This is a genomic window from Ferrimonas futtsuensis DSM 18154 (assembly GCF_000422645.1).
Lineage (GTDB): Bacteria > Pseudomonadota > Gammaproteobacteria > Enterobacterales > Shewanellaceae > Ferrimonas > Ferrimonas futtsuensis.
Genome location: NZ_AUGL01000030.1, coordinates 1 through 15,824 on the forward strand (window position 1 = coordinate 1; position 15,824 = coordinate 15,824).

Annotated in this window: 15 protein-coding genes and 1 tRNA gene; 11 read left to right on the top strand and 5 right to left on the bottom strand. The window is 57.2% G+C overall.

Going from position 1 to position 15,824, the window contains the following annotated elements; all coding sequences use genetic code 11:
• Positions 1-5: 5 nt before the first annotated feature.
• Both G505_RS0116585 and amrB read right to left on the bottom strand, forming a co-directional pair.
• Positions 6-82: transfer RNA gene (locus tag G505_RS0116585), tRNA-Met, on the bottom strand.
• Positions 83-351: 269 nt separating this feature from the next.
• On the bottom strand, positions 352-1,134 hold the full coding sequence (gene amrB / locus G505_RS0116590) for an AmmeMemoRadiSam system protein B (protein ID WP_028110561.1): 783 nt from the start codon (positions 1,132-1,134) through the stop codon (positions 352-354).
• A gap of 65 nt (positions 1,135-1,199) precedes the next feature.
• Here amrB and amrS point away from each other — a divergent pair, with 65 nt between their 5' ends.
• A complete protein-coding gene (amrS, locus tag G505_RS0116595) occupies positions 1,200-2,288 on the top strand; it encodes an AmmeMemoRadiSam system radical SAM enzyme (RefSeq protein ID WP_051216372.1) in 1,089 nt (362 codons plus the stop codon).
• 3 nt (positions 2,289-2,291) lie between these two features.
• On the opposite strand, the gene amrA is transcribed toward amrS, so the two are convergent.
• Positions 2,292-2,864 (bottom strand): AmmeMemoRadiSam system protein A, encoded by a 573-nt coding sequence (gene amrA / locus G505_RS0116600; protein WP_028110563.1) that lies wholly within the window; start codon positions 2,862-2,864, stop codon positions 2,292-2,294.
• Positions 2,865-3,141: 277 nt separating this feature from the next.
• On the opposite strand from amrA, the gene G505_RS21860 reads away from it, so the two are divergent.
• A complete protein-coding gene (locus tag G505_RS21860; RefSeq protein ID WP_051216374.1) occupies positions 3,142-6,090 on the top strand; it encodes an EAL domain-containing protein in 2,949 nt (982 codons plus the stop codon).
• Between the two features lie 40 nt (positions 6,091-6,130).
• Here G505_RS21860 and G505_RS0116610 read toward each other — a convergent pair whose 3' ends face one another.
• Positions 6,131-7,030, bottom strand: a complete 900-nt coding sequence (locus G505_RS0116610) for a DMT family transporter (RefSeq protein WP_211219989.1) — start codon at positions 7,028-7,030, stop codon at positions 6,131-6,133.
• A gap of 534 nt (positions 7,031-7,564) precedes the next feature.
• Between G505_RS0116610 and rsxA the strand changes: the two genes are divergently transcribed.
• Genes rsxA through nth form a run of 7 tightly spaced genes read left to right on the top strand, consistent with a single transcriptional unit; the run spans position 7,565 to position 14,310 of the window.
• A complete protein-coding gene (gene rsxA, locus G505_RS0116615) occupies positions 7,565-8,143 on the top strand; it encodes an electron transport complex subunit RsxA (protein WP_028110565.1) in 579 nt (192 codons plus the stop codon).
• 3 nt (positions 8,144-8,146) lie between these two features.
• Positions 8,147-8,698, top strand: coding sequence for an electron transport complex subunit RsxB (gene rsxB, locus G505_RS0116620; protein ID WP_028110566.1), 552 nt, complete (start codon positions 8,147-8,149; stop codon positions 8,696-8,698).
• 7 nt (positions 8,699-8,705) lie between these two features.
• Complete coding sequence (rsxC, locus tag G505_RS0116625) at positions 8,706-11,243, top strand: electron transport complex subunit RsxC (RefSeq protein WP_342662895.1); 2,538 nt, start codon at positions 8,706-8,708, stop codon at positions 11,241-11,243.
• A 3-nt stretch (positions 11,244-11,246) separates the two neighbouring features.
• Positions 11,247-12,302, top strand: coding sequence for an electron transport complex subunit RsxD (gene rsxD, locus G505_RS0116630; protein ID WP_028110568.1), 1,056 nt, complete (start codon positions 11,247-11,249; stop codon positions 12,300-12,302).
• The gene (rsxG, locus tag G505_RS0116635; RefSeq protein ID WP_028110569.1) at positions 12,302-12,934 is read left to right on the top strand and encodes an electron transport complex subunit RsxG; all 633 of its coding nucleotides are present in this window, start codon (positions 12,302-12,304) and stop codon (positions 12,932-12,934) included. Before rsxD ends, rsxG begins: the two co-directional genes overlap by 1 nt.
• The gene (locus tag G505_RS0116640) at positions 12,931-13,623 is read left to right on the top strand and encodes an electron transport complex subunit E (protein WP_028110570.1); all 693 of its coding nucleotides are present in this window, start codon (positions 12,931-12,933) and stop codon (positions 13,621-13,623) included. The genes rsxG and G505_RS0116640 overlap by 4 nt, the downstream gene beginning before the upstream one ends.
• A gap of 45 nt (positions 13,624-13,668) precedes the next feature.
• On the top strand, positions 13,669-14,310 hold the full coding sequence (gene nth, locus G505_RS0116645) for an endonuclease III (protein WP_028110571.1): 642 nt from the start codon (positions 13,669-13,671) through the stop codon (positions 14,308-14,310).
• A gap of 39 nt (positions 14,311-14,349) precedes the next feature.
• Here nth and G505_RS0116650 read toward each other — a convergent pair whose 3' ends face one another.
• Positions 14,350-14,730: a VOC family protein gene (locus tag G505_RS0116650; protein WP_028110572.1), complete on the bottom strand. Its 381-nt coding sequence runs from the start codon at positions 14,728-14,730 to the stop codon at positions 14,350-14,352.
• 142 nt (positions 14,731-14,872) lie between these two features.
• Between G505_RS0116650 and G505_RS21865 the strand changes: the two genes are divergently transcribed.
• Together G505_RS21865 and G505_RS0116660 are read left to right on the top strand one after the other, a co-directional pair.
• Entirely contained in the window at positions 14,873-15,352 is a 480-nt protein-coding gene (locus G505_RS21865; protein WP_051216376.1) for a DUF2919 domain-containing protein, read from the top strand.
• 54 nt (positions 15,353-15,406) lie between these two features.
• The gene (locus tag G505_RS0116660; RefSeq protein WP_028110573.1) at positions 15,407-15,823 is read left to right on the top strand and encodes a DUF350 domain-containing protein; all 417 of its coding nucleotides are present in this window, start codon (positions 15,407-15,409) and stop codon (positions 15,821-15,823) included.
• Position 15,824: the final 1 nt, after the last annotated feature.

Sequence of the window (15,824 nt, forward strand, 5' to 3'; positions counted from 1 at the left end):
GAAGTTGGTTGCGGGGGCCGGATTTGAACCGACGACCTTCGGGTTATGAGCCCGACGAGCTACCAGGCTGCTCCACCCCGCGTCCGATTTTTCATTTTCAGTAACCGGTGTTTGCCGTTCCCTGAAAGCGGGGCGCATAATAAAACCCACCGAGGCGGGAGTCAACCAAAGTGCACCAAAATTTTCGGTTTCAGCAATTGTTTGAGCAGCAAGTAGCCAAGCGGGATTTTTTTAGAAACAGAATTTAAGAATCATAGAGTTAAAACTAATCAGCCCACACAGCTCCAAGATAGCGGACGCCTTTCGACGCCCGGCCAAGTCGTTCAATGGTGCCTCGTTGGCATTATCCGGTCAGGCTTCATAAATGGTGAAGGAGCCGTAGCCCACCACTCGCTCTCTGTCACCAGCAGTATCACCTGAGTTCAGATACTCGACCCTGCGAATCTGCATTCCTCTCTCTTTGGCGAGAAGCACCAACCCATTAATGGCGCGACAGCCGCAAGCCTGGTCCCCATTAAGCCCGCCGTGCAGGGTTTCAATCTGACGACATGTAAGACCATCCTTGTCCTTCGCCTGATCGTAATCGAGGAAGTGACTGAGGTCTGAACTGACAACGATCAGAGTTTCATCCCCGCCCCAAACCCGCTTCAACACCTTGGCCACCAAGGACGCAGACGCATCACCAACCACCAGAGGCACCAGTTTGGCCTTCTTAAAACAGTGTTGAATAAAGGGCAGCTGCAGCTCCAGGGAATGCTCGCGTGCGTGGGCGTCTTGCCTAATCTCCACTCCCTCCATCTCAGCCAAGTGCTGGCAACAAGCAGCGTCCAGTTCAAGGTCGCCGAGAGGGGTGGCAAAGGCATCGGATTCCGGCAATGCCAAACCATCGAAGGCAACTCGATGGCTGGGGCCCAGTAAGATAACCCTGGTGATCCTGGACGCCACGGCTTCCATGGAGCCGTACAAATGGCCGGCCACGGCACCTGAATACTGAAGACCCGCATGGGGGGCGATGATCGCCTTGGGAACACCAAGTGCAAAAGTCGGCTGAATCAGGTCATTTAACTGCTGATCCAGCACCAGTGCGTCGGCAGGATAGAAACTGCCAGACACGGCAGCAGGACGTACATTCATGACTCCCTCCTCACAGCCTTAGAGGTATACTTTTTAAGAGTACGTCAAAACGGCGAAGTTTCCTTATGGATAAGACCAACTCCTCCCTGACAGGAGCACACCCTACCCTCTATTGGCATCGCCTCGAAGATGGCCGGGTTCAGTGTGATCTTTGCCCGCGTCACTGCCAACTGCGCGAAGGTAAACGTGGCGCCTGTTATGTCAGGGCTAACCGAGGTGGAGCCATAGTTCTTACCAGCTATGGACGCTCCAGTGGATTTTGCATCGATCCTATCGAGAAGAAACCGCTCAACCACTTTCTCCCGGGCACTTCGGTACTCTCCTTCGGCACGGCGGGGTGCAACTTAAGCTGTGAATTCTGCCAAAACTGGCACATCAGCAAGTCCCGCCAGTGGGATACCCTGGCTGATGAAGCCACCCCCTCTCGACTCGCTCATACGGCCAAATCTCACCAATGCGCCAGCGTGGCCTTTACCTACAATGACCCGGTGATTTTTATGGAGTACGCCGTGGACACAGCCATTGCCTGTCACGAACAGGGGGTCAAGGCGGTCGCAGTGACCGCAGGGTATATCGATGAACGCCCCAGAGAAGCGTTTTTCAAACATATGGATGCCGCAAACGTGGACCTTAAGGGTTTTACAGAGCGCTTCTATCGAAAGTTGTGTCACGGCCAACTTCAACCTGTTCTGGATACCCTGATCTATCTAAAGCAGGAGACACAAGTTTGGCTGGAGCTGACGAATCTGCTCATTCCCGACGAAAATGACTCTCCGAAGGAGATTGAAGCCATGTGTCTTTGGATAGCAGACAATCTCGGGCCGGATGTGCCCATCCATTTTTCCGCCTTCCATCCTGACTTCCACATGTTGGAGAAACCTGCTACCCCGAAAGCCACTTTGATTCAGGCCAGGCGGATCGCTCAGGAGGTGGGCCTGAACTATGTCTATACGGGTAATGTCCACGACCAAGCCGGAGACACCACCTGGTGTCCCCACTGTGGCAAGCTTCTTATTGGACGTAATTGGTATCTGCTGGAACAGTGGAACCTTCATCGAGGAGCCTGTCCAGATTGTCATCAGAAAATCCCCGGTGTCTTTCAGGATGAACCGGGTCACTTTGGCCGCCAGCGCATTCCCGTCAGAATGGCTTAAAAGCTAGACGGAGCCGGACTCGGCTTCACTGAAGTTAATGGCGTGGTATCTGAACCAGTGAATCTTGTCACTCCAAAACTCGGGATCCAGCCCCGCTTTGCGCTTAAGGTGTAAAACAAAATCCGCAGGCTTCGGCAGGCTCTCCCAGACCGCAGGCAGGAAGGTTGCGTGATTCTGCCCGAAATCCAGGGTAAGCCCGTCCTCTCCGGGTGTCAGCCTCTGCAGTAACTCTGTCTCTCCGGACACCAACAGGGGCTCAGATGGGGTCAGAAGAGAGATACTCACTTTAACTTGTGGCCACTCATCGGCAGTCAGTGGGGCAAAACGGCTGTCCTCAAACGCGGCCGCGACGGCCATGCGCTGCACTCCTTGCCAAAGAGGGTGACGGGGTTCCAAGGTGCCAACACAGCCCCTGAGTTCACCTTTGATCTTTAGGGTCACGAAACATGCCATGGCCTGATTCAATAACTGGCGCTCACTTTGCACCTCGCGACCGGGGAGCCCCAGACGCCGTCCTATGGCATTGCGAGCCAGAGTTAACAGGGTTTGTTTCTGTTGTAGGGTAAGCGTTTCCATTCTCTCCTCCTTAACTGCCAGTATGACGCCACTCCCCTCTCCTGGCCAAAACGGTGCTGCGCAGCACGCCTTACACTGCAATCCTACAGGCGAAGGGCTCCGCCCACAGCTGCAACCCAAGCCTTAAGCTTCCCCCCATAATCTGCCTGCTACCACAGATGTTTTTTACTCAGGCTTTAGGGCGGCCATAACCAAATCTGCCTCTACCGATTATGTTGCCTTATTGTTACACTGGGTCGAAATCGTATTCGAAAATGCCTAAGGCAGACCACGAACCATGGTAGAGACGAGCAGTCACCCCCTGGCCGAGCTGTTGAGTATTGGGTCATTCGGAGTATCCCTTTATATTGCCTGGCAGATCCTCACTCTAAAATCCCGGGGGCTGGTCTGGCGGGAACGGCTGGCCTTTGGTGTCGTGACCCTTTGCATTGCGGCTCAGCAGCTTTGCTACGCCTACATTATGCCCAGCTCAGATCTGGCGCTTCACAGTACCGTGATGAAATGTCAGACGGCGCTTCTTCCCTTTCTCTTTATCAGCCTTTTTCTGTTCATCGCCTATTTCAGCCGCCAGAAACGGATTCAGCCATGGGCCATTGGCCTGAGCATTGCCTGCATCGGATTGTTTCTGGCCAACATGCAGGGCCCTATGCCGCTGCGCATCGCCTCTCAGGTCTCCTACGAACCGGCCTTGCTGCCCTGGGGCCAAACTGTCTATATGCTGAGAGGCAGTCCGGGCAGTTCGGGGCTGTTGGCGCTGATTCTGGGGTTGTGCCTAGTGGGCTGGGGGTGGAGCCGTTGCTTTGTAATGCACCTTAATGGACGACCTCAGGCGGCGATTCTGCTGGCCCTTGCCCTGGCATTGCCACCTCTGACTCTCGCGGGAGAGTGGATACTGGGCTCCCCTCTCCTGTACTGGCTGGACGCCTCTGGCCTGAGCTTGTTCGGGATGGCGCTGCTGATGTTACAGGCAATAATCACAGAGCAAGTTCAACCCACAGACAGCGCCGGAGCCCCCCGCCCCTCCTCATTATTGGAGTCGCAGCCTGACAGCCCTATGTGGGAGATTGTGCTGGACCAGACTCCCGCCTGCATCCAGGTATTGAACCTGGATGGACGAGTCATCAAAACCAACCAGGCAAGCCGTCGATTCTGGAAACGAGACCTGTGCGATGATGATCAGGACTTTCTCCTTAATCTGCTGGAGCTTAGCGATCTGGACCTGGAGATCTACTTTGCTGATCTGCCAGATGGGGAACATCGGGAGTTCGCCACGATGCGCCTGGACCAGGGACAGGAGTATGGCGGGCTAATACCCAACAGGACGCGATGGCTGAAGTTCAGGGCCTATCCGCTTCGCTCTGACAGTGGCGTTACCATGGGAGTGGTGATCTACCACATCGACGTCACCAGTGAATACCATGCCGAAACCGCCATCAAAGAGATTGCGCGTGGTCTGGCCGACAGGTACAGCAATCAGTTTTTCGACAACCTGGTACTGACTCTGGCCAAACTGTTCAACGCAAAGATGGCCTTCATCGGGCTGCAGACCAATAAAGACAACTGGAATCAGATCACCACCTATTCCATCTGTTCTGATGGCCAGATCATGGAGAATTTCACCTATGATCTGGCGGCCACCCCCTGTGAAAATGTCGCAGGAAGGCAGACCTGTGTCTATCAACACAAGGTTCAGGAGCAGTTTCCGGATGACCTGATTCTTCAAGAGCTCGGCATCGAATCCTACATCGGCACACCCATCTATGATCCCGACAATCACCCCATTGGCATCATGGTCGTGCTGGACAGCAAACCGCTGACCCAGGTGAAACAGGTGCAGGAGATCCTGGAGATCTTTGCCGCAAAAGCAGGTGCCGAGTTGCAGAGACAAAGCGCCGAAAACAAGATGAGACAGATGGCCTATCAAGACTACCTGACTCGACTGCCCAACAGGGCGCTGCTCCACGAGCATCTGAGGCACAACCTGGAGGAGTGTCGAACCCAGGCCAAAGGCGCCGCCATGTACCTTCTCGACCTGGATCACTTCAAAACCATCAACGACACCCTGGGTCATGATGTCGGTGACGAAGTGATACGGGGCGTGGGACGCAGGCTCAGGGAACACCTGGATGACTCTGTCTTTGTTGCCCGTATGGGGGGCGATGAATTTGTGGTGGTTCAGAGTTGTGAGCCGGATCAGGAGGAGGCCCAGGCCAGGAGGATGGCAGACGGGCTGATTGCCCTGATGACCAAACCACTTCAAGTAGGCGACCGGCTGCTCAATGCCGGATGCAGTATAGGAGTGGTGCTCTATCCTGATGGCCTGCCGACCCACAAGCCCACGGAGCTGGACCTGCTGAGGTTCGCCGACATTGCCCTGTACCAGGCCAAAAACAATGGTCGTCACCAGTACGTCGTATTCCGCTCTGAACTCCAGGACAAGATCAACGACCGAATCCAGATAGAGAGGGGGCTGCGAGACGCTCTGGAAAACGATGGTTTCGAGCTGCACTTTCAGCCTCAGATTCGCAGCAATGGCGACCTGGTGGGTGTCGAAGCCCTGCTTCGCTGGAACAGAGCGGACGGCCGCCCCATCTCGCCCGCCAGCTTTATCCCCGTTGCGGAGGAGACTGGACTGATTCTAAAGCTGGGTGCCTGGGTATTCTCCGCTGCGTTTAAGCAAGCATCGCATTGGCAGACTCTGGGGTGCTGCCCCAAGAGGATCTCCATCAACGTCTCCGCTTGGCAGTTTGCCCAAAGTGACTTTGTAGAGCAGCTAATGAGTCAACTTCATCAGACCACCATCGATCCCAGTCGCTTTGTTCTGGAGCTGACGGAATCCGCCCTGCTTCAGGACGTATCTGAAACCATCAGCAAACTTCAGTTGATTCGTCAGGCGGGGTTCCAGGTGTCTCTGGATGACTTTGGGACTGGCTACTCCTCACTCGCCTATCTCAAAGATCTGCCTCTGGACGAGCTTAAGATCGATAAGTCCTTTGTGGATGAACTGAACCAGGGCACCAGCCAGCCGTTGCTGGAATCGATGATCGCCATTGGCCAGCACATGCACCTGGGGGTTATCGCTGAGGGGATTGAAACCAACCAACAACGCATACAGCTGGAGCAGATGGGCTGCCATATCTTTCAAGGCTTCCTGTACGGCCGCCCCATGCCCGCAGAGAAACTGCAGCAGTGGATGGCTGACACCCCTTCCAGGATTCACGCATAGAAAAGGGAAGCCACTGGCTTCCCTTTTTCAACACATCACACTACCCAGGCTGCTCGGCAGTCCGCGTTGAACTCTTGCGGCTGCGCATCTGGCTGACCCCGACGCCTACCATCACCAGCCCACAAGCCCCCAATTGCATCATGGTCATGCGTTCATCGAGGATGAGGTAGGCCAACACCAGGGTGAACACCGGAATCAAGTTGACGAAACTGGCCGCCCGAGTCACCGGCATATGAGCGATGGCATAGTTGTAGAGCAGATAGGCTCCCAATGTCACAAAGGCGCCAAGGAAAACGATGGCAGCAATACCCTGATCATCCCAATGCCAGGGGTTACCCAGAGTCATCGCCAGCGGCGTAAAGAAAATCAAACCGGAGAAGGACATCAGCGCCGTCAGAGTCAGGGCAGAGTAGCGGCTGCTCAAGTGCTTAAGGCAGACGCTGCAGATAGCAGCACACAGCATGGCACCAAACTCAAGGGCATTCCCCAGCATGGGGTTGGGCGCCGCCTCTGAGCCATGTCCGTCGGTACCCAGCATCAGGACGCCGCCAATGGCGATGCTCAGACCAAAGACCGCGATGCGACTCAGGCGCTCCTTCAGGAAGATAAAAGCCACCACCGCAGTAAGCAGCGGCGCCAGAGAGGTCACCATGCCCGCCTGACCGGCACTGGTGTACTGAAGCGCCATGGCTTCAAGAATGAAGTAGAGGCAGGGTTCAGCCAGTACCAACAACAGCAGCACCTTCCAGTCACCGCGGCGATATTCAAAGCGCATAACCCGCTTCCACATCAACAGGAAACAAAGGGTTGCCACCCACATGCGGCCAGCAATCACTGTCCAGGGGTCATAACTCACAAACGCCAGCTTCAGGGCAATAAAGCTGCTGGCCCACAGCACCATGGCAAACACCAGTGCACTTTCGGCGACTCTTCCTTTCACATCCTCTCCACATTCACAACAAGGTTTGAACCTGGGTCCAAATTCGCGCACATCTTAGAGATTCCCGATGACATTTGCACGTCAGAGGACGGTCAGTGACTGTCGTAAGATGTTAGCCATTCGGCCTGGACGCATAACTAGGAGAAAGCAAACGCGGAAAATCCTAAGAGAGCGCTGTTTCGACGACAATTCACTCATAAACATCATTTTTCTGCTAAAACTCAAATACGTGACCCGCTTAACAGTTCCCCTCACCCTGGCTCACGCCCCAACAATAAAACGTTTCCCTGTTGGCCCCATCCCGGCTCTGCGCCGTCATTCGAGGGAAGGGCGCCAGCCTGGGTGACGCCTTTTTGCCCGGAGCGCCGAGAAAAAGTGCAGTGCAAGCTACTGAAAACGAAGCGAAGCTGTTCAATAATTCCACCGAAGTCGCTATTGGACGTTCTTCTGTGAATAACCCCATTGCTCCTCAGTTGTTTATGACCAATCAATTACCGATAATAGGGGGCTAAATGTAATCCGAGCCTCATTTCCATGTCAGAGTATCTGCTGCTACTGGTTGGCACCATATTGGTGAACAACTTCGTTCTGGTGAAATTCCTGGGTCTGTGCCCCTTTATGGGGGTGTCGGGCAAAGTGGAGTCCGCCATCGGCATGTCCATGGCCACCACCTTCGTTCTGACCCTTGCTTCATTGTGCAGCTATCTGATCAACCAGTATCTGCTGATCCCCTTCGACTTGGTGTACCTGCGTACTCTGGCATTTATTCTGGTGATCGCCGTAGTGGTTCAGTTCACCGAGATGGTGGTGCGCAAAACCAGTGCCTCACTCTACCGGGTCCTGGGTATCTACCTGCCGCTTATCACCACCAACTGTGCAGTACTCGGCGTTGCCCTGCTGAACGTTCAGGAGCAACACGACCTGTTTGGCTCATTGATCTATGGCTTCGGCGCTGCCGTAGGCTTTTCTGTGGTGTTGGTGTTGTTCTCTGCCATGAGAGAGCGACTGGCCGCCGCCGATGTCCCCGCGCCCTTCAAGGGCGCTTCCATTGCAATGATTACAGCCGGCCTGATGTCCCTGGCCTTTATGGGCTTCACCGGGCTGGTGAAATAGACGATGAGCAGTATTTTAATCGCCATTTTTGTACTCGCCGGGCTTGCCCTGGTGTTTGGTGTGGCCCTCGGGTATGCCGCCATCCGCTTTAAGGTGGAGTCGGATCCCGTGGTCGAGCAGATTGACAACACTCTGCCGCAAACTCAGTGCGGTCAGTGTGGCTACCCTGGCTGTCGCCCCTATGCGGAAGCGATAGCCTCTGGCCAGGCTCCCATCAACCTTTGCCCTCCGGGTGGCGATGCCGTCATTCAGAAGCTGGCAGACCTGATGGGCGTAGATCCCGAACCTCTGGAAGGCGGAGAACAGGTCGAGCGCGTGGCCTTTATCCGAGAAGAGGAGTGCATTGGCTGCACCAAGTGCATTCAGGCCTGCCCGGTGGATGCCATCGTTGGCACCGGCAAGCAGATGCACACAGTCATTGCCAAAGATTGTACCGGCTGCGACCTGTGCGTAGCCCCCTGCCCCGTCGACTGCATCGACATGATTCCAGTGAAGACCACCAAGCAGAACTGGAACTGGGATCTGAACCGCATCGCGGTCACCGAGGTGGAGTGAATAAAGAATGATTCAGACCCTGATTGAAGAGATCGACAGCGGCAAACTCTGGAATTTCCCGGGCGGTATCCACCCACCGGAGAACAAAGAGCAGTCCAACCAGACGCCCATCGACCTGCTGCCCCTGCCGGAACTGTTCCACATTCCGGTCAGCCAGCACATTGGCCAACCGGGCAACCTGCTGGTGAAAGTGGGGGATACGGTTAAGCGTGGCCAACCCCTGACTCAGGCCGAAGGCGCCATGAGTCTGCCCGTACACGCCCCCACGTCCGGCACCATCGAAGCCATTGGCGACTGGGATGCGGCTCACCCCTCGGGCCTGAAGGAACTGACCATTACCGTACGTGCCGATGGTCAGGATGAATGGTTTGAGCGCCACCCAATCAAGTCCCTGGATGAACTGAGTCAGGAAGCGATTCTGGAAAAGATCCGCCTGGCCGGTATTGCAGGATTGGGCGGCGCCACCTTCCCCAGCCACATCAAACTGGCCCCTCGCAACCCGATCGAGGTGCTGCTGATCAACGCCGCAGAGTGCGAACCCTACATTACGGCCGATGACACCCTGATGCGCGAGTTTGCCGCAGAGATTGTTCAAGGATTACGGGTCCTGGACAAGCTGCTGGGCCCCAAGCGTATCCTGTTTGGTATCGAAGACAACAAACCTCAGGCCATTGCCGCCATCGAACAGGCGATTAAGAACAGTCAGTTCGATCCGGAAAGGCTGCGGGTACGAGTGATCCCCACCAAGTATCCCTCGGGCAGCGAAAAACAACTGATTCAGGTGCTTACCGGTCGTGAAGTGCCCAGCGGCACTCTCCCTGCCGAGATGGGTATGGTGATGCAGAACGTCGGGTCGGTATTCGCCATCAAGCGCGCCATCTTCAATGGCGAGCCCCTGATAGAGCGGGTGGTGACCGTCACAGGAGATCGCAGCAAGCAACCTGGCAACTACTGGGTGCGCCTGGGTACCCCCATCGACTGGCTGTTGGAGCAAACCAGATTTAAGCCTCAACTGTATGGCCAAAAGGCGATCATGGGTGGCCCGATGATGGGCTTTACCCTGCCAAGCCTCAAGGCACCGGTGATCAAATCCACTAACTGCATTCTCGTCCCAAGCCGAAAAGAGCTGCCGGGCAATGCCAGAGAGCTGGCTTGCATCCGTTGCGGCGAGTGCGCCAAAGCCTGCCCGGCGCAGCTTCAGCCACAACAACTGTACTGGCACGCCCGCGCCAATGAGTTGGATAAGGCCCAGGCGCTGAACCTGCGTGACTGCATCGAGTGCGGTGCCTGCGCCTATGTCTGCCCGTCGGACATACCGCTGGTGCAATACTATCGAGTGGCCAAAGCCGCCATCCGTCACGAAGAGCAGAAACAGCAGAAAGCGGAAACCGCCAAGATCCGTTTCGAGGCCCGACAAGCCCGTCTTGAGGCTGAGAAGCAAGAGCGTGAAAATCGCCACAAGGCCGCCTCCGCCCGTCGCCGAGGTTCAACGCCGGCTCCAGAAAGCGATGCGGTCCAGGCCGCACTGGCACGCATCAAACAAGCCAAGCCTGGCGCAACCGATGAACAGAATAACGGCGAGCAGGATATGGCCGCGCTGCGTGCCCAACGAAAAGCCCAGGCTCGAGCCGCCAAAGCTCAGAAGGCAGAAACTGGCGATGCCACGATGGCACCCGGTTCACAACAGGATGCCGTAGCCGCCGCAGTGGCAAGGGCTAAAGCCAAGCGCGACGCCCAGCCACCTAAGGCCGAAGACCCGAAAAAAACCGCTGTCGCCGCCGCCGTTGCCAGGGCCAAAGCCAAGCAGGCCGAGGGTTCAAGCGACATCACTCCCGCCGGGGACCAGCGCAAGGCCGCCGTGGCCGCCGCCATTGCCAAGGCCAAGGCCAAACAGGCCGCGGCCCAGGGTGAGCACGCCGAGCCCGCCCCTGCCGAGGACAAGCGCAAGGCCGCCGTGGCCGCCGCCATCGCCAAGGCCAAAGCCAAACAGGCCGCGGCCCAGGGCGAGCAGACCGATCCCGCCCAGGCGGAGGACAAGCGCAAGGCCGCCGTGGCCGCCGCCATCGCCAAGGCCAAAGCCAAACAGGCCGCGGCCCAGGGCGAGCAGACCGATCCCGCCCAGGCGGAGGACAAGCGCAAGGCCGCCGTGGCCGCCGCCATCGCCAAGGCCAAAGCCAAACAGGCCGCGGCCCAAGGTGAACAAGCCGAGCCCGCCCCGGCGGAGGACAAGCGCAAGGCCGCCGTGGCCGCCGCCATCGCCAAGGCCAAAGCCAAGCAGGCCGCGGCCCAGGGTGAGCAAGCCGAGCCCGCCCCGGCCGAGGACAAACGCAAGGCCGCCGTGGCCGCCGCCATCGCCAAGGCCAAAGCCCAGAAGGCTGCCGAACAGCAAGAGCAGGCTGACACCCCGCCTCAAGACAAGGTAGCCAGCGCCGAAGAAGCCAGAAAGGCGGCCGTCGCGCGGGCTATTGCCAAAGCGAAGGCCAAACAGGCCGCAGCCAAAGAACATGCGCAGCAAGATGCTGCCCCTAGAACGGACGAGCAGTAAACGATGGCTTTTAAAATCGCCTCCTCACCCCATGCCACCGTGCATACCAAGACTCATCAGGTGATGCAGAGGGTGGCACTGTGCACCCTGCCCGGCATCGTGGCCCAGTGGTACTTTTTCGGCTGGGGCAACCTCATTCAAATTGCTTTGGCCATTACCGTTGCGGTACTGGTAGAAGCGCTGTTCATGGTGGCTCGCGGCCGCCCGGTGATGAGTGCCATTGGCGACTACAGCGCAGTACTGACCGGTCTGCTGCTGGGGATCTGTATGCCCTCCCTGGCCCCCTGGTGGATTGTGGTTCTGGGCAGCCTGTTTGCCATTGCCGTGGCCAAACAGCTCTACGGCGGACTCGGACAGAATCTGTTCAACCCCGCCATGGTGGCCTATGTCGCCCTGCTGATCTCCTTCCCTGTACAGATGACCGCCTGGATGCCCCCCCAGGCCCTGGCAGCCAATGTCCTGAACTTCGGTGACACTCTGCAGATGATTTTCCTCGGCAGTAACAGCCTGGAGCTGACCATCAGCCAACTGTCTATGGGTGTGGATGGGATCACCATGGCCACACCACTGGACACCCTCAAGACCGACCTGACCCTGGGTCTGACCGCCGGAGAGAGTTTCTCCAAGCCGATCTTCGTCGATAACCTCGGCGTGGGTTGGGTCTGGGTGAACGCGGGCTTCCTCCTGGGTGGCCTGGTTATGCTCCAGCAGAAGCTGATTCGCTGGCAGATCCCGGTGTCCGTGCTGCTGGCCCTGGGCATCAGTGCCATTCTCGGCACCATGTTGCACCCCGACGGCACCGGCGGACTGATGTTCCACTGGTTCTCCGGCGCGGCCATGTTTGGCGCTTTCTTCATCGCCACCGACCCGGTTACCGCCGCCACCAGCCCCAGGGGCAGACTGATCTTCGGTGCCATCGTCGGCGTGCTGGTGTTCGTTATCCGCAGCTTTGGTGGTTACCCCGATGCCTTTGCCTTTGCCGTGCTGGTGGCCAATATGTGTGCGCCGATGATTGACCACTACACCCGCCCACGCACCTACGGACACGGGAGCCTCTGATGTTGAACTCCATGAAACGTAATGGCCTGGTGCTGGCGCTGTTTGGCATGGCGGCCACCGCGCTGGTGGCGGTGACCCATCAGCTCACCGAAGAGCGGATCTACGAACAGCAGCAAAAGCAATTGCTGAAAACCCTGCACCAGATTCTGCCGGCAGAAGAGTACGACATCCCTCTGCATCAAAGCTGCCACTTGATCACCAGCCACCAGTACCTGGGCAGCGAGGAACCTCAGCGCGCCTTTTTGGCTCTCAAAGAGGGTCGCCCGGTGGGCCTGGCCCTGGAGACCACGGCTCCCGACGGTTACAACGGTGATATCCACCTGATTGTGGGCATCGACTGGAATGAGAACCTGCTGGGGGTTCGCACCCTGAGCCACAAGGAAACCCCCGGGCTGGGCGATGGCATTGAGCTGCGCAAGTCCGACTGGGTGCTGAGCTTTGTCGGATATCGGCTGAAGGATGAGAAGGACAAGCGCATCAGCGTGAAGAAGGATGGCGGTGAGTTCGATCAGTTTACCGGTGCCACCATCACCCCACGCGCCTACACCAAGGCGGTACGCAACACCCTGAACTATGTGCGCCGCTTCAAAGAAGAGATCCCCTCTGCCCCTCAGTGTGGAGAGAAACGATGAGCCAATTGAAAGAGATCGCCTGGCAAGGCTTGTGGAAAAACAACCCCGGCCTGGTTCAGCTGTTGGGGCTCTGCCCCCTGTTGGCGGTGAGCAACACCCTGACCAACGCCCTGGGCCTGGGGTTGGCCACCATGGTCGTGCTGATCGCCTCAAACATGCTGGTGGCCGGCCTGCGCAAAGGGATTCCTGATGAGGTTCGCATCCCCATCTACGTGATGATCATCGCCGCCCTGGTGACCTGTGTACAGTTGCTGGTGAACGCCTATGCCTACGGGCTCTACCTGTCTTTGGGGATTTTCCTGCCTCTGATCGTGACCAACTGCGTCATCATCGGCCGTGCAGAAGCCTTCGCCTCGAAAAACTCCGTGGCCCACGCCGCCTTCGATGGCCTGATGATGTCTCTGGGTTTCCTGCTGGTGCTGTGCCTGTTGGGCGGGGTCCGCGAACTCCTGGGTCAGGGCACCCTGTTTGATGGCGCTGAACTGTTGCTGGGAGACTGGGCCACCGCCCTGCGCATTGAATTGTGGCAGGTGCAAAGCCCGTTCCTGCTGGCGCTGCTGCCACCCGGCGCCTTTATCGCCATGGGTCTGCTCATCGCAGCTAAAAATGCCTTGAATGACAAGGTCGAGTCGGCCTTTGCCCAGAAAAAAGAAGCCGTTAAGATTGAGCGTGCCCGGGTCACCAACTGATCCGGTTTCGCAAAACAGGCTGTGAACAGGGAACGCAAACAGAGAATGAATAAAGAGAAACGGCTGGAGATCCTGACCCGGCTCAGGGACAACAACCCTCACCCCACCACGGAACTGGAGTTCTCGACCCCTTATGAGTTGCTGGTGGCAGTAGCCCTGTCCGCCCAGGCCACCGATGTGAGCGTCAACAAGGCGACACGCAACCTTTTCCCCGCCGCCAACACCCCGCAGGCGATGCTGGACCTTGGGGCCGAGGGAGTGAAGGAGTACATCAAGACCATAGGCCTGTATAACACCAAGGCGGAAAACGTCATCAAGGCGGCGCAAATTCTGGTGGAGAAGCACGGCGGCGAGGTCCCCGAAGACAGAATGGCACTGGAGGCCCTGCCCGGCGTAGGCCGAAAGACCGCCAACGTAGTGCTGAACACCGCCTTTGGCTGGCCCACCATCGCCGTGGACACCCACATCTACCGGGTGTCCAACCGGACTAAGTTTGCCATGGGCAAAAATGTGGATCAGGTGGAGCAGAAGCTACTCAAAGTGGTGCCCGCCGAGTTCAAAGTGGATGTGCATCACTGGCTCATTCTACACGGACGCTATACCTGCCTGGCGCGTAAACCCCGATGCGGCAGCTGCATCATCGAAGACCTGTGCGAATTTAAAGAGAAGGTCTACCCAGACGAGTAACAAAAAAAGCCGGGCAGAACCCGGCTTTTTTATGCCCGGTCAGCCAAAGGGTTGCCCCAGGTTGCTGACCAGATGAATCAGTCCCCCAGGTGCGCTGATCCAGAACCCTTTGTCGCCATCGGGCAAAGGCGCAATCTCATCCCGGCGGACCACGCCATGTTGAGCCAGATAAAAAGCGGCATCGGACTCGTCTGCGGTCGCCAGGTGCAGCCAAATCTCCGTACGGCTGATGCAATCCACTTCACACAGGACCAACCGCATCGCGCCAAAACAGAATGCATAGGCGCCCAGTGAAGGTTTACTGAAACTGACGTCCTCCTCGAGTTGGAGAATGTCGCGGTAGAAGCTCAGGGTCTGAGTGAACTCGTGGGGCGGGATGCGCACCAAAAGAGTGCTGCCCCCTTCAAATCTGGGTTTCATAATGCATCCTTGCCTAACAGGTCGAACCAATCATAGTCCGTCGTCATCCCTTCTTCATATTCCATTCACTTATATTCTTACTGTTGAAAAACCTTAGTGGCGCCCCCACTCCTTATCCTAGGGCCAGCAGAGAGAGAGACCATTGAACTACCCAATCCACGCATACGACCAGCACGGCAGCCTAAAGGCGCCGGTGTGGCTCTACCTTTTGCTGGCGTTTTTCGCGCGAACCTGGCTGCTTTTGGCCATTGCCGCTGCCAGCCGAACCACGGGTTCCGATATCCTGGCGCTGTTTTATCCTGATACTCACCACTTTTACCTTGGTCTGGCCTCGGGATTACCAGTGATCGTCCTGATGATCTGCGGTCGACTCAAAAGCGACGAGCGCCCCGCTCTCACCATACTGTGGCGTCATGGCCGTTGGTTACTGCTGGCCAATTGGGTGGCGGATCTGGGCCTGCAACTTTCCGGGGTGCTGCACCTGCGCGGGGAGATTGGCCTTTACCAGAGCCTTCCCCTGTTAGCCAGTTTCTGGTTTGGCTGGTACCTTTTGAGGAGCCGCAGAATCGGGGATTATTTTGATGGTGCTCATGTCCTGAGCCATGGGGTTACCCGGGGTTAGCACCCACCCCAACCTTTTGTTTACAATAATCGTTTCGACCAACTGGATACACATATGGATATGCTGACTGACTCTCTGGCCGGAATTGGCCCTTTCTTTACCTACCTGGTGATCGGACTGGCCCTGATCGCCCTGTTCAAGGTGATCTACTCTGCACTGACTCCCTATGATGAATGGGGCCTGGTAAAACAGGAACAAAATCAAGCAGCCGGCATCGGCATCGGTGGTGCCCTGATAGGCTTTACCCTGGCCCTGGCAGCGGCGGCAGCCAACTCTGTCTCTCTGATGGATTACGTGCTCTGGGCTGGCGTCGCACTGGTGGCCCAGCTGCTGGCTTTCACCGTAGTACGACTGGTGATCCTGCCCGGCCTGGTGGAAAAGATTGAGCAAAACAACATCGCCGCCGCCATCGTGCTGGCCGCCATTAACATTTGTGTAGGCTTGCTCAACGCCGCCTGCATGAGCTATTAGG

Excerpts from the sequence above, each read along its gene's own strand:
- amrB (WP_028110561.1), bottom strand. The coding sequence starts at position 1,134 with ATGAATGTACGTCCTGCTGCCGTGTCTGGCAGTTTCTATCCTGCCGAC.
- amrS (WP_051216372.1), top strand. The coding sequence starts at position 1,200 with ATGGATAAGACCAACTCCTCCCTGACAGGAGCACACCCTACCCTCTAT.
- amrA (WP_028110563.1), bottom strand. The coding sequence starts at position 2,864 with ATGGAAACGCTTACCCTACAACAGAAACAAACCCTGTTAACTCTGGCT.
- G505_RS21860 (WP_051216374.1), top strand. The coding sequence starts at position 3,142 with ATGGTAGAGACGAGCAGTCACCCCCTGGCCGAGCTGTTGAGTATTGGG.
- rsxA (WP_028110565.1), top strand. The coding sequence starts at position 7,565 with ATGTCAGAGTATCTGCTGCTACTGGTTGGCACCATATTGGTGAACAAC.
- rsxB (WP_028110566.1), top strand. The coding sequence starts at position 8,147 with ATGAGCAGTATTTTAATCGCCATTTTTGTACTCGCCGGGCTTGCCCTG.
- rsxC (WP_342662895.1), top strand. The coding sequence starts at position 8,706 with ATGATTCAGACCCTGATTGAAGAGATCGACAGCGGCAAACTCTGGAAT.
- rsxD (WP_028110568.1), top strand. The coding sequence starts at position 11,247 with ATGGCTTTTAAAATCGCCTCCTCACCCCATGCCACCGTGCATACCAAG.
- rsxG (WP_028110569.1), top strand. The coding sequence starts at position 12,302 with ATGTTGAACTCCATGAAACGTAATGGCCTGGTGCTGGCGCTGTTTGGC.
- G505_RS0116640 (WP_028110570.1), top strand. The coding sequence starts at position 12,931 with ATGAGCCAATTGAAAGAGATCGCCTGGCAAGGCTTGTGGAAAAACAAC.
- nth (WP_028110571.1), top strand. The coding sequence starts at position 13,669 with ATGAATAAAGAGAAACGGCTGGAGATCCTGACCCGGCTCAGGGACAAC.
- G505_RS0116650 (WP_028110572.1), bottom strand. The coding sequence starts at position 14,730 with ATGAAACCCAGATTTGAAGGGGGCAGCACTCTTTTGGTGCGCATCCCG.
- G505_RS0116660 (WP_028110573.1), top strand. The coding sequence starts at position 15,407 with ATGGATATGCTGACTGACTCTCTGGCCGGAATTGGCCCTTTCTTTACC.